The sequence below is a fragment of the Holzapfeliella floricola DSM 23037 = JCM 16512 genome (assembly GCF_001436605.1).
GTDB classification, from domain to species: Bacteria; Bacillota; Bacilli; order Lactobacillales; family Lactobacillaceae; genus Holzapfeliella; species Holzapfeliella floricola.
The window spans coordinates 99,227-122,550 of sequence record NZ_AYZL01000008.1; the positions used below are offsets into that span (position 1 = coordinate 99,227).

Below are 23,324 nucleotides of genomic sequence, written 5' to 3' on the forward strand. Positions count from 1 at the left end.
ACGACCACATCGATAATTAAAAACAATATGAATAAAAACCGTTGATTTTTTATTTTGTTCTCATGTATAATTAAAAAACACTAATAAAAAATTAATTTTTGGAGGAATGAAAATGAAAAAGCGTTTCACAGCTGCAACATTATTAATGTCAGCTGCTTTAGTACTTTCGGGTTGTTCAACAGGAAGTAACAGTAAAAATTCAAGTGGAGAAACTAGCAATTTAAAATCTTTGAATTTCGTAGCTCAGCAAGAGTTACCTACTGCAGACCTATCATTAGCCACAGATACAATTAGTTTTACAGTGTTAAATAATGTGTATGAAGGGCTATATCGTCAAGATAAAGATGATAAATTAGTTCCGGCTGGGGCTAGTCAAAAAGCAGAAGTTTCTTCTGATGGACTAACTTATAAAGTTAAATTGAGAGAAGATGCTAAGTGGTCAAATGGCGATCCAGTAACAGCGAAAGATTATGTGTATAGTTGGCAACGAACCGTGAGTCCAGAAACTGCTTCCCAGTATGCTTACTTGTTTGCTCCTGTTGAAAATGCAGAGGATATTACGGCAGGTAAAAAAAATAAAAATGAATTAGGAATTAAGGCGACAAGTGATTATGATTTGGAGATTAAACTGAGTCAAGCAACACCGTATTTTGAGCGATTATTAGCATTTCCATCGTTTTTCCCACAAAATCAAGCTGTCGCTGAAAAATTTGGTAAGGATTACACAACAAAAAGTGATAATGCGGTTTACAATGGTCCTTTTAAGTTAGAAGGATTTGACGGTCCTGGTACAGATACGACTTGGACTTATGCTAAGAATGACCAGTATTGGGACAAAAGTAATGTAAAAATTGATAAAATCGATGTCAATGTGGTCAAGGAATCTGCGACTTCACTAAATTTATTTAATAGTAACCAAGCAGATGATATTGTCTTAACCGGAGAATTAGCTCAACAAAACAGAAATATTTCACAATTCAAAGCTGTTGCAGATGCAAGAACATCATATTTAGAATATAATCAAAGAGATGCAAATTCTAAATTCAAAAACGAAAACTTAAGAAAAGCAATTGGTTATTCAATTGACAGAACGGCTTTAACTAATTCTATCTTGGGAGATGGTTCTCAACCTGCTACTGGTCTGGTACCCAAGGGTACAATGACAGGACCGGATGGGAAAGACTTTGCAGATGTTGCTAGCGCTGGAATCTCTTACGATGCAAGTAAGGCAAAAGAGTACTGGAATAAAGCTAAACAAGAATTGGGAATTAGTTCACTTGATTTTAGTATTTTATCTTCTGATAGTGATTCATCTAAGAAAGTACTGGAATACCTACAAAATACTATTCAGTCTAACTTGGACGGCGTAAAAGTTTCATTGAACCCAGTACCTTTTTCTGTCCGTTTAGACCGTTCAAAAGCTGGAAACTTTGATTTGGTATTAGGTGGATGGGGAGCAGATTATTTAGATGCTTCGAGTTTTACCGACTTATTTGTAACGGGTAATTCGTATAATCGTGGACAATGGAGCAATAGTGAATATGACAACTTGATTAAAGCATCAAAAACAACTGATGTTAATGATGTAAATAAGCGGTTTGAAGATTTAGTTAATGCTGATAAATTGTTGTCAAATACTCAAGGTATGACGCCGCTTTATCAAGGTGTTGAAGCGCACATGATTAGTTCAAGAGTCAAAAACTTTGTATCACATCCAGCGGGTGCAAAATTTGATTACAAATGGTTGGAAGTAGAATAAAAATTGTTAAAAAAGATAATGCAGTTGCATTATCTTTTTTTGTTTTCACTTATTAAATTGCAGTTATATTATTGGCTTACTTACTAAAAAAATGTATAATTTAATAGTACTTATTTTTTAGAAGGAGTAGTTGATATGCAAAAAAAATGGGCAGTATTTGCATCATTATTAACAGTGGGGACACTATTGTCTGGTTGTTCAACAGGTGGTAGTAAGCAGGCTAATAATGCAAACGCAAAATCACTGAATTTTGTTGTGCAACAGGAAATGCCAACAGCAGATTTATCTGTAGCTAGTGATACTGTTAGTTTTACAGCGTTAAATAATGTTTATGAGGGGCTTTACCGTCAAGATAAAAACAATGAACTAGTACTTGCGGGAGCTTCCGAAAAGCCAGAAGTGTCAGAAGATGGTTTAACTTATAAGTTTAAATTAAGACCAGATGCAAAATGGTCAAATGGTGATTCGGTAAAAGCACAAGATTACGTATATGGATGGCAAAGAACTGTTGATCCTAAAACAGCTTCTCAATATGCTTATTTGTTCAGTGCTATTGAAAATGGGAAAGAGACTAATGCAGGAACAAAAGCGGTTTCTGATTTAGGAATTAAAGCGGTTGGCGATTACGAAATTGAAATCAAATTAAGCCAAGCTATTCCTTATTTTGAAAGGTTATTGACCTTGCCAATATTCTTCCCTCAAAATCAAAAAGTTGTTGAACAGTATGGTAAGGATTATGCTATTAATAGCGATAATGCTGTTTATAATGGGCCATATGTTTTGAAAAATTTCTCGGGACCTGGGACAGATGATTCCTGGACCTATGCAAAGAACGAACAATATTGGGATAAAAGTGCTGTTAATTTAGATAGTATAAATGTCAGTGTTGTGAAAGACTCTTCAACTGCACTTAATCTATTTAAGAATAACCAAGCTGATGACATTGTCTTAACCGGAGAATTAGCTCAACAAAATCGTAACGATGAAGCTTATCAGTCAATTTTACAAGCAACAACACAATATTTAGAATTTAATCAACGTGATAGTAATTCGATTTTTAAAAATGATAACTTACGAAAAGCAATTTCATATTCAATTGATCGAAAAGCTTTAACTGAATCCATTTTAGGAAACGGATCTATGCCTTCAAGTGGATTTGTGCCTAAAAATATTATGAAGTCACCTGATGGTAAAGACTTTACTGATGCAGTTGGTAATTACTTGAATCAAGATACTAATCAAGCTAAAGAATACTGGGAAAAAGCCAAACAAGAACTAGGAATTAAAAGTTTAAACTTCAGTATTTTGTCTTCAGACACGGACGCTTCAAAGAAAATTGTGGAATATTTGCAAAATGCAATTCAAACAAATCTTGAAGGTGTAAAAGTTAATCTAACTCCCGTTCCATTTTCAGTAAGACTAGATCGTGCTGCTGCTGGAAACTTTGATTTATTAATGGGTTCTTATGGGGCAGATTACTTAGACGCATCAAGTTTTAGCGACCTACTAAAATCAGGCGTTTCCTATAATAGAGGACAATGGAGTAATACTCAGTATGATGAGCTTATAAATTCCGCTGCCACATCAGATGTTAAAAGTCCGCAAAAACGATTTGATGATTTAGTAAACGCCGAAAAAATTGTGATGTCACAACAAGGTGTCTCACCTCTATATCAAGCTGTTGAAGCTCATATGACCAATCCAAAAGTTAAAAATTATGTTGCGCATCCAGCTGGAGCAAAGTTTGATTATAAGTGGTTAACTGTAGAATAAATTAATAGATTTATATTAAAGGTAGATTGAAAAAATATTTTTTAATCTATCTTTTTATTTCGTATAGGCTAAGAAAACCCCTATTGCAGGAGTTTACTATTAGATTAGGTCTCATAATGGCTTTATTATTAAAAATCACTATTGATTTTTTAATTTAAAATCGGGTATAATTTTAAGTATATTAATATTTTTTTAATGGACGAAGGAGCGTTATATTATGAAAAAAAGATGGGCAGCGGCTGCGTTTTTAATGACAGCTAGTTTAGTATTGTCCGGATGTTCAACGGGAAAAGGAACTCAGACATCAGGCTCAGGTAGTACTAAAGATTTAAATGTTGTTGTACAACAAGAAATGCCAACAGCAGATTTATCTTTGGCAACTGATACAATCAGTTTTACAGCTTTAAATAATGTTTATGAAGGGTTGTATCGTCAAGATAAAGACAACAACCTAGAATTAGCAGGAGCTTCTGAAAAACCTCAAGTGTCAGAAGACGGTCTCACTTATACATTTAAGTTAAGACAAAATGCAAAATGGTCAAATGGGGATGCAGTGAAGGCACAAGATTATGTATATGGATGGCAACGAACTGTAAATCCTAAGACAGCTTCACAGTACTCATACTTATTTGCACCTATTGAAAATGCTGAAGACATCACGGCAGGGAAAAAAGATGTCAGTGATCTTGGGATTAAAGCAGTTGGCGATTATGAACTACAAATCAAGTTAAATAAACCAACTCCTTATTTTGAAAGATTACTTGCCTTTCCAACATTTTTCCCACAAAATCAAGCGGTAGTTGACAAGTATGGTAAAGATTATGCTGCAACAAGTGAAAATGCTGTGTATAACGGTCCGTTTACACTAACTAATTTTTCTGGCCCAGGTACTGATACAGACTGGACATATAAAAAGAATGACCAATACTGGGATAACAGCAACGTAAAAGTTGAAAACATTAATGTTAATGTTGTTAAGGAAGCTTCAACATCATTGAATCTATTCAATGATGACAAAGCTGATGACGTTATTTTAACTGGTGAATTAGCACAACAAAATAGAAATAACCCAGCATTTACAGCTGTACCTCAAGCATCAACTAATTATTTAGAATTTAATCAACGTACAGAAAGTTCACCGTTTAGAAATGAAAACTTACGTAAAGCAATTTCATATTCTATTGACCGTGATGCATTAACAAGCTCTATCTTAGGTGATGGCTCAATTGCCTCAACAGGACTTGTACCTAAGACAACAATGGCCTCACCGGATGGTAAAGACTTTACAGCTTCTGCTGGTAAGTTGGTTTCATTTGATGCTCAAAAAGCTAAAGAATATTGGAATAAAGCTAAACAAGAATTAGGTATTTCTACATTAAACTTTAGTATTTTATCTTCAGATGCAGATTCATCTAAAAAGGTTATTGAATACTTACAAAATGCAATCCAATCAACATTGGACGGTGTAAAAGTTAGTTTAACACCTGTTCCATTCTCTGTTCGTCTGGATCGTTCAACAGCCGGTAACTTTGATGTTCTATTGAGTGGTTGGGGAGCAGATTATCTAGATGCTTCAAGTTTTACTGATTTATTTGTTTCAGGAAACTCATACAATAGAGGTCAATATAGCAATACTGAATATGATAACTACGTGAATGCAGCTTCTGGCCAAGACGCAAGAAATGCAGAAAAACGCTTTGAAGACTTAGTTAATGCAGACAAAGTATTGATGAATACTCAAGGTGTTGCGCCACTTTATCAAAAAGCTGAAGCACATATGATTAACTCAAAAGTTAAAAACCTTGTGTCACATCCAGCAGGTGCCCAATTTGATTATAAATGGGTGGAAATTCAAAACTAATTTAAGCACTTTAAATAGTTGAATAAAAAACAGGCTGAGAATTAAATTCTCAGCCTGTTTTAAAAAAGTTAGAAGAGGGTGTCTATGATTAAAAAAATGACACTGATTACTAACAACGTGATTCCTGGTTGTAAAAAGAACCACTTGTGTTCTTTTCCAATTGTGGAAAGTTTCCACTCGGATTCGTAATTGGTTTTTTGCTTTAGGTGTAATGACTTCTGGAAGAAATCAAAAGAACCAGAAGCAAAAACCCATAAAAATCCTCCCACAATTAGGAAAAAAAGACTTATAATAAAAAGTATATCTGATAAGTGCAGCCAGGATAGATTATTTCGCCAAATCGAAAAGATGAGTGAAAAGAAAAGCGCAACCGTACTTATCCATAGAGTAGATTTATTTAGCTTCATAAATATGTGGACCTTTCATTTTATCAATATGTAGTTAAATTTATCTAATTTCTATGAATAAGTCAAAGTTTAGGAGGAAAATCATGAGTAGTTTTTGGAAGTATTTCTTTAAACGTTTGTTCTACATGGTCATTACCTTACTAATTATCATCACGATAACATTTTTCTTGATGAAATTACTGCCAGGTAGTCCATATTCAAACATTGAAAAATTATCACCCGATCAAGTTGCCCAATTGAACCGTCAAAACGGGTTGGATAAACCGGTTATTGTGCAATATTTCAACTATATTGTTAATATGTTCCACTTAGATTTTGGAACATCTTATCAATTTAAGAACCAATCTGTGTCAGCCTTATTATTAGGAAGAATCGCACCATCATTACAATTAGGATTCCAAGCTTTATTATTTGGGACAGTTGTAGGAACTTTACTAGGTGCTGTTTCAGCTATGAAGCAAAATACATGGATTGATACTGGTTCAACTTTAATTGCAATTTTAGGACGTTCAATTCCTAACTTTGTGTTTGCTGTTTTATTACAGTTTGTGTTTGCATTACAGCTTCGTATTTTACCAATTGCAAAGTGGGAAGATTTTTCATATACTATTTTGCCAATGCTTGCGTTAGCAATGTCACCGCTTGCCGATTCAGCTCGTTTCATTAGAACTGAAATGGTAGAAGTCTTGCACAGTGATTATATTGAATTAGCACGGGCTAAAGGATTAAGCCGTTGGCAAATCGTTTACAAGCATGCTTTGAGAAATAGTTTAATTCCATTGCTAACTTTACTTGGACCTTTAGCTATAGCATTGATGACAGGGTCACTTGTTGTCGAAAATATCTTTGCAATCCCAGGTATCGGTGAACAGTTTGTTAAATCAATCACCACAAACGACTATCCAACAATTATGGCAATTACAATTTTGTACTCTGCTTTACTAATTTTTATCATTTTAGTTGTCGATATTCTTTACGGAATTGTAGACCCTAGAATTCGTATTACAGAAGGGAGCAAGGATTAATTATGACTAAAGCAAAATTAAAGCAAATTGAGCAAATTCCTGCTTCTGAATTCCAACCTTTAGCTAAAAATACTAAAGATGAACGTGAACAAATTTCTGCACCTTCATTAACTTTCTTACAAGATTCATGGCGTCGCCTTAAAAAGAATAAGGCCGCAATGATTAGTTTAAGTTTACTAGTAATTATTGTTTTAATTGCTATCATTACTATTTTTGTGTCACCTAGTGATCCAACTGCACAAAATTTGAAATATATTAACTTACCACCCAAGTTTCCGGGAATCGATATCAACGGATTAAACGGTAAAGCAATGGTTGGGGGTCAATTAGTTGATAAGTACGCTCAAGCTGGTATTCCAGAGGGTGTGCATTATTTCTTAGGAACTGACAGTTTAGGCCGTGATTTATTGAGCCGATTGCTTGTTGGGACTAGAATTTCATTATTAATTGCTTTTGCAGCAGCAGCATTAGATATTATTTTTGGTGTAACATACGGATTGATTTCAGGGCTATTAGGAGGCCGCGTTGATAATATTATGCAACGGTTTCTCGAAATTATTTCGGGTATTCCTAACCTAGTTGTAATGATTTTAATGCTAGTTGTATTAAAACCAGGTGTATTTTCAATTGTGGCTGCTATGGCGATTACTAACTGGGTACCAATGGCACGTGTGGTTCGTGGACAAACCTTGAAATTAAAAGATCAAGAGTTCGTACTTGCCGCAACTTCCTTAGGTGAAAGTCGTTCAAAAATTGCGTTTAAACATATTTTGCCAAATATCTCTAGCGTAATTATTGTTCAAATGATGTTTAGTATTCCATCAGCTATCTTTTTCGAAGCTTTCCTAAGTTTCATTGGACTAGGAATTCAACCACCAAGTGCATCCCTAGGTATGTTACTAAGTGATGGTTACAAGACATGGCAATATTTAGGTTACCAAATGTGGATTCCAGCTATTGTGTTATCTATTATCATGATTGGATTTAACCTATTAGCTGATGGACTACGTGATGCTTTAGATCCTAAGATGAAAGAGTGACAAGAATGAAAAAAATGTTAGAAGTTAAAAATTTAGAAATTTCTTTTGATACATTTGCCGGAAAAGTTCAAGCCATTCGTAATGTTAGTTTTGACCTTAAAAAAGGAGAAACGCTTGCAATCGTAGGAGAATCCGGAAGTGGTAAATCAGTAACAACAAGAAGTTTAATGAAATTATTAGCAAGCAATGCTAATGTTGAAAACGGTGAAATTTTATTTGATGGTCAAAATATCCTGGAAAAAAGTGAAGGTGAAATGCGTAAACTACGTGGTAGTAAAATTTCAATGATTTTCCAAGATCCAATGACCTCACTAGATCCAACAATGCCAATTGGAAAACAAGTGGCAGAGCCTTTGATGATTCATCATCAAGCTTCTAAAAAAGAAGCCTACAAAAAGGCCTTAGAATTACTTGAAATGGTCGGACTACCCAATGCAAAAGATCGTTTCAAGAATTATCCTCATCAATTTTCTGGTGGACAAAGACAACGTATTGTTATTGCAATTGCATTAATCTGTAATCCAGAAGTCTTGATTGCCGATGAACCTACAACGGCTCTTGATGTAACAATTCAAGCCCAAATTCTTGAATTATTAAAAGACTTGCAGAAAAAAGTAAAAACATCTATTGTCTTTATCACCCATGATTTGGGAGTTGTAGCTAATATTGCTGACCGTGTAGCGGTTATGTATGCGGGTAAAATTGTGGAGATTGGGACAGCAGAAGAAATTTTTTATAATCCAAGACATCCTTATACATGGGGACTACTAGGGTCAATGCCTTCTATTGAAAGCTCGGCTTCTCGTCTTTACGCAATTCCAGGAACGCCTCCTGATTTGTTGCAACCACCAAAAGGTGATGCTTTCTATCCTCGTAACGAATTCGCCTTAAAAATCGATGCAGAACAACAACCCCCTTACTTTGAAGTTTCAAAAACGCACAAAGCGGCAACTTGGTTACTAGCACCTCAAGCACCTGAAGTGACACCGCCTGAAGAAATTCAAAAGCGTTGGAAGAAATTTGAAGAATTAAAACGCGCAAAAGAGGTGAAAGATAATGAATAATAAAGTTTTGCTTGATGTTAAAAATTTAAAACAATATTTTAACGTAGGTCGTAAAGACGAAGTTAAAGCTGTTGATGACATTAGCTTTCACATTTATGAAGGAGAAACTTTTGGTTTAGTTGGTGAATCTGGAAGTGGGAAGTCAACGACTGGTCGTAGTATTATGCGTCTTGAAAATCCAACGTCCGGCGAAGTGACTTTTGATGGCCAAGATGTGCTGGCTTTGAAATCAAAAGAGGATATGCGTCGCTTCCGTCGAAATGTGCAAATGATTTTTCAAGACCCTTATGCATCCTTAAATCCTCGTATGAAAGTTGAAGATATTATTGCTGAAGGGTTAGACATTAACCACCTAGTTAAAAACAAAGAACAACGTACTAAACGTGTTAATGAATTACTAGAAATTGTGGGATTGAATCCTAACCACGCGACAAGATATCCTCATGAATTTTCTGGTGGGCAAAGACAACGTATAGGGATTGCTCGTGCGCTAGCTGTTGATCCTAAATTTATTGTAGCTGATGAACCAATTTCAGCTCTTGATGTTTCTATCCAAGCACAAGTTGTGAACTTGTTGCAAGATTTACAAAAAGAGCATAAGTTAACTTACTTATTCATTGCTCACGATTTATCTATGGTTAAGCATATTAGTGATCGTATTGGTGTGATGCATCACGGTAAATTACTTGAAGTTGCTTCAAGTGATGAAATTTACTATAACGGTGTTCATCCTTATACAGAAAGTTTACTTTCTGCCATTCCAATGCCCGATCCTGAGTATGAACGCTCTCGTCAGCGTGTTAGTTATCAACCTGTTGAAGATGATAAAGAACGTCGTATGCAGGAAATAACACCCGGACACTTTATCTATTGTTCAGATGATGAAGTTGAAATGTATCAAGATAAATTGAACAAAAAAGTAATGGCATCCCGCTAGGGAGCTGTTACTTTTTTTATTTTTGTTTTATGATGAAGGAGAGAAAGTTGGGGGTAATTGAAAATGGAAAATTTATTTAAGCGACCACGAAAGATTACAGAGGATATTGAAAATCGAAGTGTCACTTGGTTAGAATTGTTTTATGATTTAATTTTTACAGTTGTTTTGTTGGATTTGACAGAGGGGTTAGTGCATCATTTTACAATTGAGAACTTTTTAAATACAACTGTGTTGTTCTTTTTATTTTTATGGAGTTGGAATGAGACCTCTGTTTATTTCGATGATCATGGGAATCTAGGTGTTATTAATACTGTTATTATGAACTCTCAAATCATTCTGACGGGAATAGCGACACTCTTTATTCCAGAAGCAGTTGAAGGTGATTTTAGCCATATTATTATTGCTTTCATGGCTATTGAGTTATTAATGATTATCATTTGGTTAATAGTAAGTTATTTTGACAAAATCCATAGGCAAGTTGCATTGTCATGTGCGTTGTTATATATGATGGTTTTATTGTTTTTAAGTAGTGGTTACTTTGCTAGTTTAGAATCAGCTAAGGTGATAGTTATCATCAGTTTATTGATAAATTATTTTGGACTGTTTTTATTATCACCAATTATGAAAAAAGAGTACGAAGAACATAGTTTAGATTATGCTATAAAAGATTCTTTGATAGAGCGTTATGGATTAATAATGATGATAACGCTTGGAGAAGTAATTGCTGGGTTTTATACTAGTTTAAAATATCCTATTTATACTGAAAAAATTGTCGGATTTGTTTTAAGTGCAGTTTTGATTTCTTCAGCTGCAGCAATTTTTTATAGTATCTTGGGTGACTTAGAAATTAATGTGAAGTCTGCTGTTAAAATGCTGGCTATGAGATTGCTGTTTTTAGGTGATATTTATTTAATTATGACTAGTGGAATAGCATTACATCTGATTTTAGAGGGCCATGAATCATTAGGAATCAGATTACTGTTTGTTTTGACACTATTTGCTAGTATGACAATGATTTGGTTAATCCGAGCTATTGCAATGTTGCCTAAAAATAGACATAGAGCGTATATCTACTTAGGAGTAGAATTAGCAGTTTATTTGGGATTAACGATAATGCCTAAGATGGTATTATTACTAGGTATTGATATTTTATTGACTATTCATTTAGTTCATTACATCAAGACAAGAGACAGCGTCATTAAATAGTATGGGCCATTTTGATTGTTAGTTGTTGACATTTGGATAAAACCTGTTAGTATAAGGGATAATATTTCGCTACTAGCCTTTCGTACTTTTATATTTTTGAAGGGAGTACTAGTAATATGTTACAACATAAAGTTCAACTTAATACATTAACACAGGTTTTCACAGTTAGTGATGTCAAAGGCAATCATGCTGATGGCGCTACAATTGAAGAAGCCGTAGAAAAGTTAAATCACACACTTAGTGCTTAAAAGATGATCAACCAAAGTTGGGAGATCATCTTTTTTTATTTAAAAAATGATAAAGACTATCGGCATTAGCTGTAAAATAACGTAAAATAATAGTTATCATATTTCTGATGGGAGAATTATATGGATTGGTTTTTACGTGTATTTAAAGGGATGCTCATTGGCTCCGGATTTATCTTACCTGGAATTAGTGGTGGCACATTAGCAGTCGTGTTTGGTGTTTATGAACGTGTGATTACATTTTTAGCCAACATACGAAAAAACTTCAAGCAAAATGTGTTGTTTTTTTTACCACTTGGTATAGGTGGTATTTTAGGTATTGTTGTTTTTTCATTGTTGATGAGTGTAGCCCTAGCTAAATATGAATACCAAATGCTGTGGGTATTTATAGGTGCTATTGTTGGGACATTACCAACTTTATTTCGACAATCAACCGAGCAAACTAAACGAACAACAGCTGATACGATTATATTAATTACTACAGCATTGATTATGACGGTATTCTTGATTTTTGGACAGGGATTATTTAGTCAAATACCTCAGAATTTCTTTACTTGGATTCTATCAGGCTTTTTGATTGGTTTAGGTGTGATCATTCCAGGATTAAGTCCTTCTAACTTTTTAATTTATATGGGGATGTATCAACCGATGACAGATGGGTTGAAGACTTTTGATTTAGGGATTGTAATTCCTTTAGCAATCGGTGGTATTTTGAGTTTGGTAACATTATCTAAATTAGTTAATTTAATCCTTCAAAACTATCATTCAAGATTATTCAACTTCATAATTGGTGTCGTCATTGCTTCAACTATTGTGATTATTCCACTTAACGTCACATATGATGTTGTGACGATTATCAGTTGTGCGGGTTTATTTTTAGTTGGGATTGGCATTGCGTATTTGATGACAAAATTAGATCAAAAAGAAAAAGCTTAGGTTAGTGACCTAAGCTTTTTTGATAAGGGTTAAACAGTGGGTTTATCTTTGTCAGTATAAACAATATATGACACGATAAAGCTAAAAATAAAGGCAACAGCACAAGCAGCGATAGCCGCAAATAATCCTGTTAAATTACCGTCATTTGGAATATATGTTAGGAAAGTGAAAAATCCAAGAACACCAACAGTATAAACAAGTGTATTGAATAATCCCATAATTAAGCCACCAATACCAGCACCAATCATACTGATAACAAACGGCTTTTTAGTTGGAATGGTAACTCCAAACATGGAAGGCTCTGAAATCCCAAATACCCCAGTGATAAAAGCGGATAAACTAAGAGCTTTGAATTTTTTATCTTTTGTTTTAAGCATAACTCCCAAAACAGCTCCAATTTGAGCATAAAGTGCTGCAAAAGTTAAGGCCATAATTGGATCTTGTCCAACAGTTGCAATGTTGATAAAAGCAATTGGAATAATTCCCCAATGAAGTCCAAGAACAACTAGTGGCTGCCAAAGTACACCCAGCACTAAACCAGCAATAGCAGGGTTTAATTGGACAAGTGTTTGAATAATCCAGCCCATTCCTTGAGAAAGCCAGGTTGTTAATGGCCCAATGATTAAAAATATAAGTGGAATGGTAATAATCAATGTACAAAATGGCACAATAAAGTTTTGGATGATTTCTGGAATCCATTTCGTAAAGAATTTTTCAAGTTTTGAAGCTAATAAAACCCCTACAATTACAGGAATAACTGAACTGGTGTAGTTAACCATGATTAATGGAATTCCAAAGAACGTATCAAAAACGTGTGTCTGAAGTGGTGTATTTGCAAATAGTGTAAATAAAGGCGTAGCAGATTCTGGGCTAGCCATTTGAACAATACTAGGATAAGTTAACGTTGCACCAATTGTAATACCGATAAGTGGTGAGGTTTTAAACCTTTTTGAAGCGCTATATCCTAAAACAATAGGTAGAAAATAGAAGAAGCCATCAGAAATAGCATATAATACTTGGTAAGTACCACTATGACTGTCCATTAGTTTTAAAGCAGATAACGCCGACATCAACCCTTTTAGCATCCCTGTTGCAGCTAAGAATCCTAAGATAGGCATGAAGATACCTGATAAAGTATCAAGTAAGCGATTGAATAGATTGGGTTTGCTTTGTGTTTCATCGGGGTCATCTAGCAATTCATAGTAAAGAGCCGTTGCTTCTTTATTAGTTTTTAAAGAAACGTGGTTCTTTTCAACAGTAGCTGATTTAACATGTGGCAATTTTTCAAGCTTTTCAACTTCAGGGACACTTTCTAAATCAAAAAATAGAGAATCTTTTCGATGTCCTAAGGCTGTCAGCTTATTCTTACCACCAATTAGTGAGAATAGTTCTTGACTCAATTTGTTCATTTGAGCACTCCTTTTAAAAAATTTTAAATAGTCTTAACTAAATTTTAACGTAAATGTAGTCGGTTTGGCCAATAAAAAAAGATGTGTTATACTATTACTTACAAAAAAGAAGTGAAGGAGTTTTATAAATGAAAGTATTTGTAGCAGGTGCAAATGGCCGTGTCGGTCGTCATGTTGTCAATAAGTTAATCCAAAAAGATGATGATGTTTTAGCTGGTGTTAGAGATCCAAAAACACAGTCCATTTTAAGGCATGATCATGTAGCCTACGTACCCTTTAACTTGCATCAAGACATTAATCAGATGGTTGAGGCTTTTTCAAATAGTGATGCAGTTATATTTACTGCAGGATCAGCTGGCAAAGATGTTGCTAAAGTTGACTTAGATGGTGCTGTTAAGACAATGAAAGCAGCTGAAAAAGCAGGTATCAAGCGTTACATTATGGTTAGTGCTGTCAATGCAGACCATCCAGAGACATGGCCGGGTCAATCCTTACATGATTATTACATTGGTAAGCATTACGCTGATGAATGGTTAAAACAAACAGATTTAGATTATGTTATTGTACAGCCAGTCACATTAAGTGACAAACCAGCAACCGGTGAAATATCATCTGATTATGCTAAATTATCAGATGATATTAGCCGTGAAGATGTTGCAGAATTCTTAGCTCAAGTAGTTAGAAAGCAAAGCGCTAATCGATTAACGGTCGATATCTCTAATGGTGATGAAGCTATTCATGAAGTTATTTCAGATTTATAAAGTAATCAGGAGGAAAATAATATGAAAATTTTTGTAGTAGGTGCAAATGGTCGCGTAGGTCGTCATGTTGTTCAAAAATTATCTCAAAAGCAAGATGAAGTGATTGCAGGTGTTCGTGACCCTAAAACACAGTCTTTAGTTGAAGCTGACAATGTAAATTATGTGGAATTTAACTTACATCAAGATGCTGCCCAAATGGCTGAAGCTTTCAAGGGAAGTGAAGCGATTATCTTTGCGGCAGGATCGGCAGGTAAAGATGTCTTGAAAGTTGACCTAGATGGCGCAGTTAAAACGATGACAGCTGCTAAAGAAGCTGGTATTAAGCGTTATATTATGGTGAGTGCGGTTAACGCAGATCGTCCTGAAACATTCCCTGGTCAAGCACTACACGATTACTATATTTCAAAACACTATGCTGATGAATGGTTGAGACAAACAGACTTAGACTATGTGATTGCGCAACCAACAGCCTTGACAGATACCTCTTCAGATGGTCTGATTAATGTAGGTCGCAAAGGGCTGCAATCTGAAATTAGTCGTGAAAGTGTCGCAGAATTTTTAGCTGAAGTTGTTAGAAATAATGCGATTAACCATCAAACAATTGACTTGTCTGATGGTGAAACACCAATTTCACAAGCCATTGCTGACCTATAATTAACAAGATAAGAGGTTATTTTGCCGTGAGTAATATGCAAGCAATAGGTGTTAAAGAGTCATTACCCATCACAAATCCAGAAAGTTTAGTCGCTTTTGAAACTGAGGTTCCGCATCCAAGCGAAGATGAGCTATTAGTTCAAATTAAAGCGTTCTCAGTTAATCCAATTGATACTAAAATTCGTATGGGGCTTCGACAAGCCATTAAACGCCCACGTATTTTAGGCTTTGATGGTGTTGGAGAAGTTGTTGAGGTCGGTAAAGCCGTCAGTGATTATCAAGTCGGTGATCAAATTTATTACCTTAATTCAAAGATTAAGCCGGGTAGCAATGCTCAGTTCCAAGTAGTAGATCCTAAAATGGCATCTCATGTGCCACAATCTGTTTCACTTAGTGAAGCTGCTGCTTTGCCGTTGGTGAGCTTGACTGCTTATGAAGCGTTGTTTGAACGACTAGCAATTCCAATGCATTCAAAAACCAAGCAATCTATTTTGATTTTGAATGGTGCAGGTGGTGTTGGTTCAATGGCAATCCAACTAGCTAAAATTGCCGGGTTAAATGTTGTCGCAAGTGCTTCAAGAGATGAAACCAGACAATGGGTTGAATCAATGGGTGCTGATGCGGTTATTAATCATCATCACAATTTAGTAGACGAATGTGAATTACTAGGACCCGCCGCATATGAATTTGATTATGTTTTGGATTTACATGGTTTAGACAGTCATTTTGATGAAGTAATTGAATTGTTAGCTCCAAATGGTCGTCTTTGTACCGTAGGTGATGGACAATTAACTGTTGATAGTGAAGACTTTAAGTCAAAAAGCTTAAGTTTGAGTTTTGAATCTGTCTTTACAAAATCATTTTATAAGACTCAAAATCTAAATTCACAACATCAAGCACTACACCAAATTGCACAATGGATAGATAACAAAGAACTCAAGTCCCCATTAACACAGACTTTAACGGGATTAACTGTTGAAAATATTCAGCAAGCACATGCTGTTTTAGAAACCCGTCAGATGATTGGAAAATTGGTAATTGAATTATAAAACACGTTTTTAAACGTGTTTTTTTCATGTGTTCCATCAAAAGTAACATGAAAAAAACATGAAAAAGTAGTAATTTTTCAAAAGCTAGAAACTCTGTTAAATCAATGTTTAGCTCTTTTAAAAATATAATAAAAAAAACAAAAAATAAAATTTATTGACGATTTTATGTTAATCACGTTATATTCTTAAAGACAAAAAACTTTTATGATTTTCAAGGAGGGAATTATGCTATCTATCAGACAAGCCACTATGGCAGATTTACCAACCGTTATGAATTTAATCAATTCTGCAATCAAGGTACTTGCCGAGAGGCAGATTCCTCAATGGCACGATGGGAAGTATCCGTTAACTAGTGATTTTGAAAATGATATTAATCACGGTGAGGGATATGTTTTAGTCGATGAGGACCTAGACTCAAAAATTATAGGATATGCAGCGCTAAGCTCATGTCCAGATAAAGTTTACGAAGAAGGTTCAGAAGTTAATTTCAACAACCATGTTGAATCAAACTATATGATTGTGCATCGTGTTGTGGTTGATTCTTCTGTTAAGGGTAAACGAATTGGATTGAGATTTTTAGAGATGCTACAAGCTCAAGCAAATGAATTAGAGTATCACGATTTAAGAATCGACACTCATCCTAAAAATATTGCAATGAGAAAGACAATCATGCGTGCTGGATATGAAGAAGTGGGCATGATTTATCTTCCAGAAGTTGCTGATAATGACCGTGTTGCTTACCAATTATTAACAAGAGTGAGAATTTAATTAAAAAAGAGTTGACTTTATAGCTGAGAAAAGTTTAAATATAAACTATAGTTACAATTAATAAGTAAATCAGTTATGAAGGGAGAATCATTAGTTATGACAAAATACTGTTGTTCAATGTCCATGTGTCAAATGCAAAACAACGAACAAGACCAAACAATTTGTCGTAGCTAAGACTCCCTATCTTTAAGTTTTATTACTAGAAAAGGACAGGCTTAGCCTGTCCTTTTTATTTATGGGGTTTTAGTTGCGTGCAACTTATTTTTTGAAGGAGAAGCTATTATGAATAAAAGAAATGGTATTATCGGTTTAATAATCGCAATTGTTGCAATTGTAGCAGTTGCTATCGGCGTTAACGCTACGAAAGGAAATTCACAGTCTGATCAGTCTGGTACCAGTCAATCGGGTCAAAAAGTTATTACGGTCGGAACAGAGGGGACATATGCTCCTTTTTCATATTTTAACGAAAAAAATGAATTAGTTGGCTTTGATGTAGATGTTGCCAAAGCTGTTTTTTCAAAGCTAGGCTATCAAGTGAAGTTTGAAGATGCACCATGGGATGCAATGCTTGCAGCTTTCAATGCTAAGAAAACTGACGTTGTTTTCAACCAAGTTGGAATAACACCCGAACGTCAAAAAAACTTCCTATTTACAGCTCCTTACTCATATTCTAGAGCAGCGTTAATTGTTGCAAAAGATAACAACGATATCAAAGACTTTGCCGATTTAAAAGGTAAAAGAAGTGCTCAATCATTAACTTCAAACTATGGTTCAAGAGCAGAAAGCTACGGGGCAACTTTAGTCAGCACGGATGGCTTTAGTAAAGCAGCTGATTTAGTAGCGCAAGGACGTGCAGATGCAACGTTAAATAGTGATGTATCATTTTACGATTACTTAAAACAAAATCCAAATGCAAATATCAAAATTGTCAATCAAGTCAAAGATTCAACACCATCAGCTGCGATGTTCCAAAAGGGACAAGAAGATTTAGTTAAGCAAGTCGATGAAGTTTTGACACAACTTAAACAAGATGGCACATTGAAATCAATTTCAGAAAAATACTTTAATAAAGATATTACACAAGGATAGAAGAAGGTTAGTATGGATTTAATGTCAATTATTGATATGGTCAGGCAAGCATTAGGACCGATATTTATTGCAGGTTTACAAGTTACGATACCATTAACTATTGTATCGTTTATCTTAGCTTTAATAATCGCAGGAATAACAGCTGTCTCGAGGATATCAAACAGTCGTATTTTACGGTTTGTTTTTGCAACGTATGTGTGGATTTTTAGAGGAACACCTTTGATTGTCCAACTTTTCATTGCTTATTTTGGATTAGCAAGTCTAGGATTGACGCTTGATGCTTGGACTGCTGCTGTTATTACGTTTGGGCTAAACAGTGGGGCATATGCTTCTGAAGCAATTAGAGCCGCTATTTTGTCAATTTCAAATGGGCAATGGGATGCCGCAAGGTCACTAGGTATGTCACGTTTGAAAATTTTGCAACGTATTATTGCACCGCAGGCTTTCAGAATTGCTTTGCCACCACTTTTTAATGAATTGATTAGTTTGGTTAAGGGGACTTCGCTTGCTGCAAGTATTACATTAGTTGAGATGTTCTTAGTTTCACAACGTGTTGCTGCTAGAACTTATCAGCCTTTAATTATGTATATTGTAGTTGCTTTCTTCTATTTAATGATTTCAACAATTTTAGTTGGAATCCAAAGTTACTTAGAAAAAAGAACAACAAAACATGTAGGAGGCAATACACATGCTTAGTTTAAAAGATATTAATGTTTCATTTGATCAGCAACAAGTATTAAAAGATTTTTCTGCTGATTTTAATGAGAACCAAACCACGGTTATTGTTGGCCCCTCTGGATCGGGTAAGTCAACGTTACTTCGAACGATTAACTTATTGAACTATCCAACAAGTGGGACCTTGAATTTAAATCAAACTAGTTTTGTATTCCCTAAGCAGTATCCAGCAAAAGAAGTCAGTCATTATCGTCAAAATTTTGGGATGGTTTTTCAAAATTTCGAACTATTCCCTCACTTATCGGCCTTAGGGAATGTAATTGAAGGTCCTATACAGGTACTAAAGCAATCAAAAACTGCAGCGACAGAAAAAGCTAAAGTATTACTTGAACAAGTTGGATTAGCTCAAAAAGCAGATTCATTTCCAAATGAATTGTCAGGTGGACAGCAACAGCGTGTAGCAATTGCAAGGGCGTTAGCGATGGAACCGGAATTTATTTTATATGACGAACCAACCAGTGCACTAGATCCAGAACTAGAAGGTGAAGTGTTAAAAGTAATTAAAGATTTAGCAAAAAAACGCAACTCACAAATTGTTGTCACTCATAATTTGAACTTTGCAAAAGAAATTGCAGATCATATATTGTTTCTTGAAGATGGTCAAGTTAATTACTATGGACTGGCTGAAGGATTCTTTAGTAGCAAAAACGAACGTATTAAAAATTTCACTAAAAAAATGATGTCTTAATAAAAAATTTAAAAAATCACACGACAATGTGTGTTTTTTTGTTGCATTTTGTAAAAAACTCTTATAAGCTATATAGGTCTGTTTAATTATTTTTTTTAGAGGAGTTTATACGTAAATGGAATATTCGCTTTGGACGCAAATTATTGCGGAAGTTATTGGAACAGCTTTTATGGTTGCCTTAGGTAACGGAGCTGTTGCAAACGTTGAATTAAAAGGTACAAATGGCCACAAAGGGTCATGGTTTTTAATTGCATGGGGATTTGGTATCGGTGTTATGATACCTGCTCTAATGTTTAAATCTGTTTCTGGAGCTATCATTAATCCAGCTATGGTTATTGGAGAATTTGTAAACGGTATTACACCACTTGATAAAGCGTTCTACTTTATTGTTGCACAATTTGTGGGTGCAATTATTGGACAACTTCTTGTTGTGGGTCTTTACTTACCGTACTTGAGAAAAACAACTAGTGCTGACGCTATTTATGGTATTTTCTCTACACGTGAAAAGACTGAAAGTAAATTGAGCGGTTTTATCAGTGAGTTTGTGGGTAGTTTTGTTTTATTCTTTGCAGCTTTAACAATGGCTAACCACGCAAAAATGACTCAATCAAGTACAGCTTTTGTTGCTATTGGTTTAGGATTTTTAGTAGCTGCGTTAGTAACTTCACTAGGTGGAACAACGGGTCCTGGGTTAAACCCAGCTCGTGACCTTGGTCCACGTATTCTACACGCAATCCTACCTTTAAAAAATAAAGGAACATCTCGTTGGGATTATGCTTGGGTGCCAGTAGTTGCCCCAACTGTAGCTGCTATTTTAGCAGTTTACTTATTCCATCTTATTTTTTAATTAATTAAAAATTAGTAATAAGTCCCCTTTGCTGAGTATTTCAAAGATAACAACATGTTATCCTTATACTTGGTAAGGGGGATTTTTATGTCTGCAAAAACATCAAGAAGACTAATTAATATCGCAACAGTTATCTCTATTATTATTTTTATAGGTTTGGGTTGGTACTGGTATTCTCTTGGGATTTTTAACTCTCAAGAAGCAATGCAAGCCTACTTATCTGACAAACAAGTGACAGGTCCATTTATTTTTATCTTAATTCAAATTATTCAAGTTGTATTTCCAGTTATTCCAGGCGGTATAACGCTGGTTGTAGGCGTTGTATTCTTTGGCCCGTTTTGGGGATTTTGGTATAATTATATTGGAATAGGAATTGGTTCTATCATCAATTTCTTTTTAGCTCGTTATTATGGAAAAGAATTTATTTTGAAAATAGTATCTGAAAAGACATATAATAAATATATTGGTAAAGTGAAAAATCAAAGGGCTTTTGACTGGTTCTTTGCTTTGGCCATTTTATTTCCAGTAGCACCTGATGATTTATTGTGTTTGATTGCAGGTCTAACCAAAATGTCATTCAAGAAGTTTTTAATGGTTATTATCTTACTGAAGCCATGGACGATTTTGGTTTACAGTTTGGCACTGGATCAAGTGATTAAGTGGATTATGCAATTGTTTGGAGGCTAGAAATCGCGTGAGTTTAGAAACAAAACAAACAAAATTAAGAACGTTTGAATTAGAAGATAGTGAAGTCTTGTACAAATGGGGACAAAATCCGGTTTACAAAAAAAGAGCCGGATACCCAGATGTTAAAACAAGACAAGATGCTGTCAATCTGTGCAAAACTTACATGAAGAGTTCGCTGACATTTGCGATAGAGTCAAAAAAAACGCATGAAGTAATCGGCGTTTTTGAAATCAACGAACGCGGTATTGATGAAACATCAGGTTTAGATAGAACAAAAGAAGTCGGGTTTTTAGTTGATCAAAGTTTTTGGGGTCAAGGAATAATGACTGAAGTTTTATCTCGAATGATTGACTACTTATTTAAAGATTTAAACCAATTAGAGGTGTGGGCTGCTTGTTATATTGACAATGAAGGCTGTCAGCATTTACTTAAAAAATTAGGTTTTAACTATATGTATCAACTCGATTATTCACAGCTAACATCATTTATAGGAGACTTGTTTGAGTCAGTGGAGAATTATTATCGATTAACGCAATCACAATATATGACTTTGAGTAGATAATAGTTGAATTTAATTTTCTTTTTTAATATAATAAGATTAATAAATAATTAAAACACGTCGAAATTTATAGACCGAGTACAGAGAGTTTACGTTTTGCTGAAAGTAAACAGTGTCTTTTTCCGATTTCGTAAAGTGGATGGGTAATGCCATACGCCAGACAGCGTTATTGTCACTAATGAGTGTAGCTTTTAGCTAAATCTGGGTGGCACCGCGAATTGACCGATTCGTCCCTTTAACGGATACGGTCTTTTTTTATACAAAAAATTAGGAGTTGTTAAAGATGTTAGATATTAAAAGAATCCGTCAAAATCCTGAATGGGCTAAAGAACGTTTAGGGACACGAGGTATTAAAGCAGAACAAATTGACCACTTACTACAATTAGATGAAAACCGTCGTCAAATGATTGTTAAAAGTGAAGAATTGAAAAAGCAAAGAAATCAAGTATCTGAACAAATTGCACAAAAGAAACGTCAAAAAGAAGATGCAACACAAGAAATTGCTGACATGAAACAAGTTGGACAAGAAATCAAATCATTAGATGAACAACTCAGTCAATTATCAGAAGAAACAACTGATATCCTATTACGTCTACCTAACTTTCCAGAAGAATCTGTCCCAGTTGGTGAAAGTGAAGATGACAATGTTGAATTACGCAAATGGCATGAACCAGCAAAATTTAATTATGAACCTAAAGCACATTATGAATTAGGTGAAGGTTTAGGTATTTTAGATTTTGAACGTGGTGCAAAAGTTGCCGAAAGTCGTTTCTTGTATTACAAAGGATTAGGAGCTAGACTTGAAAGAGCTATCTACAACTTTTTCTTAGATGAACATGCAAAAGAAGGTTATGAAGAGGTCATCCCACCATACTTAGCAAACAATGAAGCGATGACAGGGACAGGTCAATTTCCTAAATTTACTGAAGATGTTTATACTATTATAGATGGGGAACGTCCATTAACATTAATTCCAACGGCCGAAGTCCCTCTAGTTAACTACTACTCACACGAGATTTTGAGTGATGATCAATTACCAACATACTTTACAGCCTTAACACCAGCGTTTAGATCAGAAGCAGGAAGTGCTGGACGTGATACACGTGGTTTAATTCGTCTGCATCAATTTAATAAGGTAGAAATGGTTAAATTTACCAAGCCTGAAGAGTCATGGAATGAACTTGAAAAATTGACAAAAGATGCTGAAAGTCTATTACAAAAACTTGAGTTACCTTATCATGTTGTTGCATTATCAACAGGGGATGCGAGTTTCACTTCAGCTAAGACTTACGACTTAGAAGTATGGATGCCTGCACAAAACACTTATCGTGAAATTTCAAGTTGTTCAAATTGTACTGACTTCCAAGCACGCCGTGCACAAATTCGCTACCGTGATGAAGAAGGTAAGATTCAATATGTTCATACCTTGAACGGATCCGGTTTAGCAGTAGGCCGTACTGTTGCAGCTATTTTAGAAAACTATCAAAATGAAGATGGTAGTATTACCGTTCCTAAGGTGTTAGTTCCTTATATGAATGGTGTAGAAGTTATCAAATAATGAAAAAGAAGCCTTTGGGCTTCTTTTTTTATAGAATCATAACAAAAGTATTGACGAAGTCAGTACGCCATGGTAATATAGTTTTTGTCGTTAAATAACGACGCAACGCGAAATAAACAAATCAAAAAATATTTAAAAAAAGTGTTGCAAGACAACTTAATAAATGCTATTATAGTCTTTGTTGTTGAAAAGCGATAGCTAAGCAAATCAGACAAATCAAAAAAGATTTAAAAAAGAGTTGCAAAGCGAAAGATAACATGGTATAGT

23 protein-coding genes are annotated in these 23,324 nt (G+C 34.8%); 21 read left to right on the plus strand and 2 right to left on the minus strand.

What is annotated here, in order from left to right; translation table 11 throughout:
* Positions 1–112: 112 nt before the first annotated feature.
* From FC86_RS01605 to FC86_RS01615, 3 genes are all read left to right on the plus strand, one after another.
* Complete coding sequence (locus tag FC86_RS01605) at positions 113–1,759, plus strand: peptide ABC transporter substrate-binding protein (RefSeq protein ID WP_056974286.1); 1,647 nt, start codon at positions 113–115, stop codon at positions 1,757–1,759.
* A gap of 135 nt (positions 1,760–1,894) precedes the next feature.
* Positions 1,895–3,532 (plus strand): peptide ABC transporter substrate-binding protein, encoded by a 1,638-nt coding sequence (locus tag FC86_RS01610; RefSeq protein WP_056974287.1) that lies wholly within the window; start codon positions 1,895–1,897, stop codon positions 3,530–3,532.
* Between the two features lie 217 nt (positions 3,533–3,749).
* Entirely contained in the window at positions 3,750–5,393 is a 1,644-nt protein-coding gene (locus FC86_RS01615) for a peptide ABC transporter substrate-binding protein (protein ID WP_056974288.1), read from the plus strand.
* A 68-nt stretch (positions 5,394–5,461) separates the two neighbouring features.
* Here the strand turns inward: FC86_RS01615 and FC86_RS06710 are convergent, their stop codons facing one another.
* A complete protein-coding gene (locus FC86_RS06710) occupies positions 5,462–5,800 on the minus strand; it encodes a DUF3899 domain-containing protein (protein WP_082618819.1) in 339 nt (112 codons plus the stop codon).
* An 83-nt stretch (positions 5,801–5,883) separates the two neighbouring features.
* On the opposite strand from FC86_RS06710, the gene opp3b reads away from it, so the two are divergent.
* The 7 genes from opp3b (at position 5,884) to FC86_RS01645 (ending at position 12,253) form a co-directional block, all read left to right on the plus strand.
* Entirely contained in the window at positions 5,884–6,825 is a 942-nt protein-coding gene (gene opp3b, locus FC86_RS01620) for an oligopeptide ABC transporter permease (protein WP_056974289.1), read from the plus strand.
* A gap of 2 nt (positions 6,826–6,827) precedes the next feature.
* Entirely contained in the window at positions 6,828–7,865 is a 1,038-nt protein-coding gene (locus tag FC86_RS01625) for an ABC transporter permease (RefSeq protein ID WP_056974290.1), read from the plus strand.
* Between the two features lie 5 nt (positions 7,866–7,870).
* Positions 7,871–8,929: an ABC transporter ATP-binding protein gene (locus FC86_RS01630; protein WP_056974291.1), complete on the plus strand. Its 1,059-nt coding sequence runs from the start codon at positions 7,871–7,873 to the stop codon at positions 8,927–8,929.
* Positions 8,922–9,866, plus strand: a complete 945-nt coding sequence (locus tag FC86_RS01635) for an ABC transporter ATP-binding protein (protein ID WP_056974292.1) — start codon at positions 8,922–8,924, stop codon at positions 9,864–9,866. Before FC86_RS01630 ends, FC86_RS01635 begins: the two co-directional genes overlap by 8 nt.
* A gap of 63 nt (positions 9,867–9,929) precedes the next feature.
* Entirely contained in the window at positions 9,930–11,072 is a 1,143-nt protein-coding gene (locus FC86_RS01640; RefSeq protein WP_056974293.1) for a low temperature requirement protein A, read from the plus strand.
* A gap of 116 nt (positions 11,073–11,188) precedes the next feature.
* Positions 11,189–11,320, plus strand: a complete 132-nt coding sequence (locus FC86_RS06690) for a hypothetical protein (protein WP_269082353.1) — start codon at positions 11,189–11,191, stop codon at positions 11,318–11,320.
* A gap of 120 nt (positions 11,321–11,440) precedes the next feature.
* Positions 11,441–12,253 (plus strand): DUF368 domain-containing protein, encoded by an 813-nt coding sequence (locus FC86_RS01645; RefSeq protein WP_056974294.1) that lies wholly within the window; start codon positions 11,441–11,443, stop codon positions 12,251–12,253.
* 29 nt (positions 12,254–12,282) lie between these two features.
* Here the strand turns inward: FC86_RS01645 and FC86_RS01650 are convergent, their stop codons facing one another.
* Entirely contained in the window at positions 12,283–13,662 is a 1,380-nt protein-coding gene (locus FC86_RS01650) for a PTS transporter subunit EIIC (protein WP_056974295.1), read from the minus strand.
* A gap of 128 nt (positions 13,663–13,790) precedes the next feature.
* On the opposite strand from FC86_RS01650, the gene FC86_RS01655 reads away from it, so the two are divergent.
* From FC86_RS01655 to serS, 11 genes are all read left to right on the plus strand, one after another.
* On the plus strand, positions 13,791–14,423 hold the full coding sequence (locus FC86_RS01655; protein WP_056974296.1) for an SDR family oxidoreductase: 633 nt from the start codon (positions 13,791–13,793) through the stop codon (positions 14,421–14,423).
* Positions 14,424–14,444: 21 nt separating this feature from the next.
* On the plus strand, positions 14,445–15,077 hold the full coding sequence (locus tag FC86_RS01660; RefSeq protein WP_056974297.1) for an SDR family oxidoreductase: 633 nt from the start codon (positions 14,445–14,447) through the stop codon (positions 15,075–15,077).
* A 35-nt stretch (positions 15,078–15,112) separates the two neighbouring features.
* Positions 15,113–16,126: a zinc-binding alcohol dehydrogenase family protein gene (locus FC86_RS01665; RefSeq protein WP_236692278.1), complete on the plus strand. Its 1,014-nt coding sequence runs from the start codon at positions 15,113–15,115 to the stop codon at positions 16,124–16,126.
* 225 nt (positions 16,127–16,351) lie between these two features.
* Positions 16,352–16,894, plus strand: a complete 543-nt coding sequence (locus FC86_RS01670; protein ID WP_056974299.1) for a GNAT family N-acetyltransferase — start codon at positions 16,352–16,354, stop codon at positions 16,892–16,894.
* A gap of 282 nt (positions 16,895–17,176) precedes the next feature.
* Positions 17,177–17,983, plus strand: a complete 807-nt coding sequence (locus FC86_RS01675) for an amino acid ABC transporter substrate-binding protein (protein WP_056974300.1) — start codon at positions 17,177–17,179, stop codon at positions 17,981–17,983.
* A gap of 21 nt (positions 17,984–18,004) precedes the next feature.
* The gene (locus FC86_RS01680; RefSeq protein WP_420835996.1) at positions 18,005–18,679 is read left to right on the plus strand and encodes an amino acid ABC transporter permease; all 675 of its coding nucleotides are present in this window, start codon (positions 18,005–18,007) and stop codon (positions 18,677–18,679) included.
* A complete protein-coding gene (locus tag FC86_RS01685; protein WP_056974302.1) occupies positions 18,672–19,406 on the plus strand; it encodes an amino acid ABC transporter ATP-binding protein in 735 nt (244 codons plus the stop codon). Before FC86_RS01680 ends, FC86_RS01685 begins: the two co-directional genes overlap by 8 nt.
* 115 nt (positions 19,407–19,521) lie before the next feature.
* Positions 19,522–20,253, plus strand: a complete 732-nt coding sequence (locus FC86_RS01690) for an MIP/aquaporin family protein (protein ID WP_056974303.1) — start codon at positions 19,522–19,524, stop codon at positions 20,251–20,253.
* 87 nt (positions 20,254–20,340) lie between these two features.
* Complete coding sequence (locus FC86_RS01695) at positions 20,341–20,940, plus strand: TVP38/TMEM64 family protein (protein ID WP_056974304.1); 600 nt, start codon at positions 20,341–20,343, stop codon at positions 20,938–20,940.
* Between the two features lie 7 nt (positions 20,941–20,947).
* Positions 20,948–21,502 carry a GNAT family N-acetyltransferase gene (locus FC86_RS01700; RefSeq protein ID WP_056974305.1) on the plus strand — a complete coding sequence of 185 codons (555 nt, stop codon included), beginning with the start codon at positions 20,948–20,950 and terminating at the stop codon, positions 21,500–21,502.
* Positions 21,503–21,782: 280 nt separating this feature from the next.
* Positions 21,783–23,057, plus strand: coding sequence for a serine--tRNA ligase (gene serS, locus FC86_RS01705; protein ID WP_056974306.1), 1,275 nt, complete (start codon positions 21,783–21,785; stop codon positions 23,055–23,057).
* Positions 23,058–23,324 lie beyond the last annotated feature (267 nt).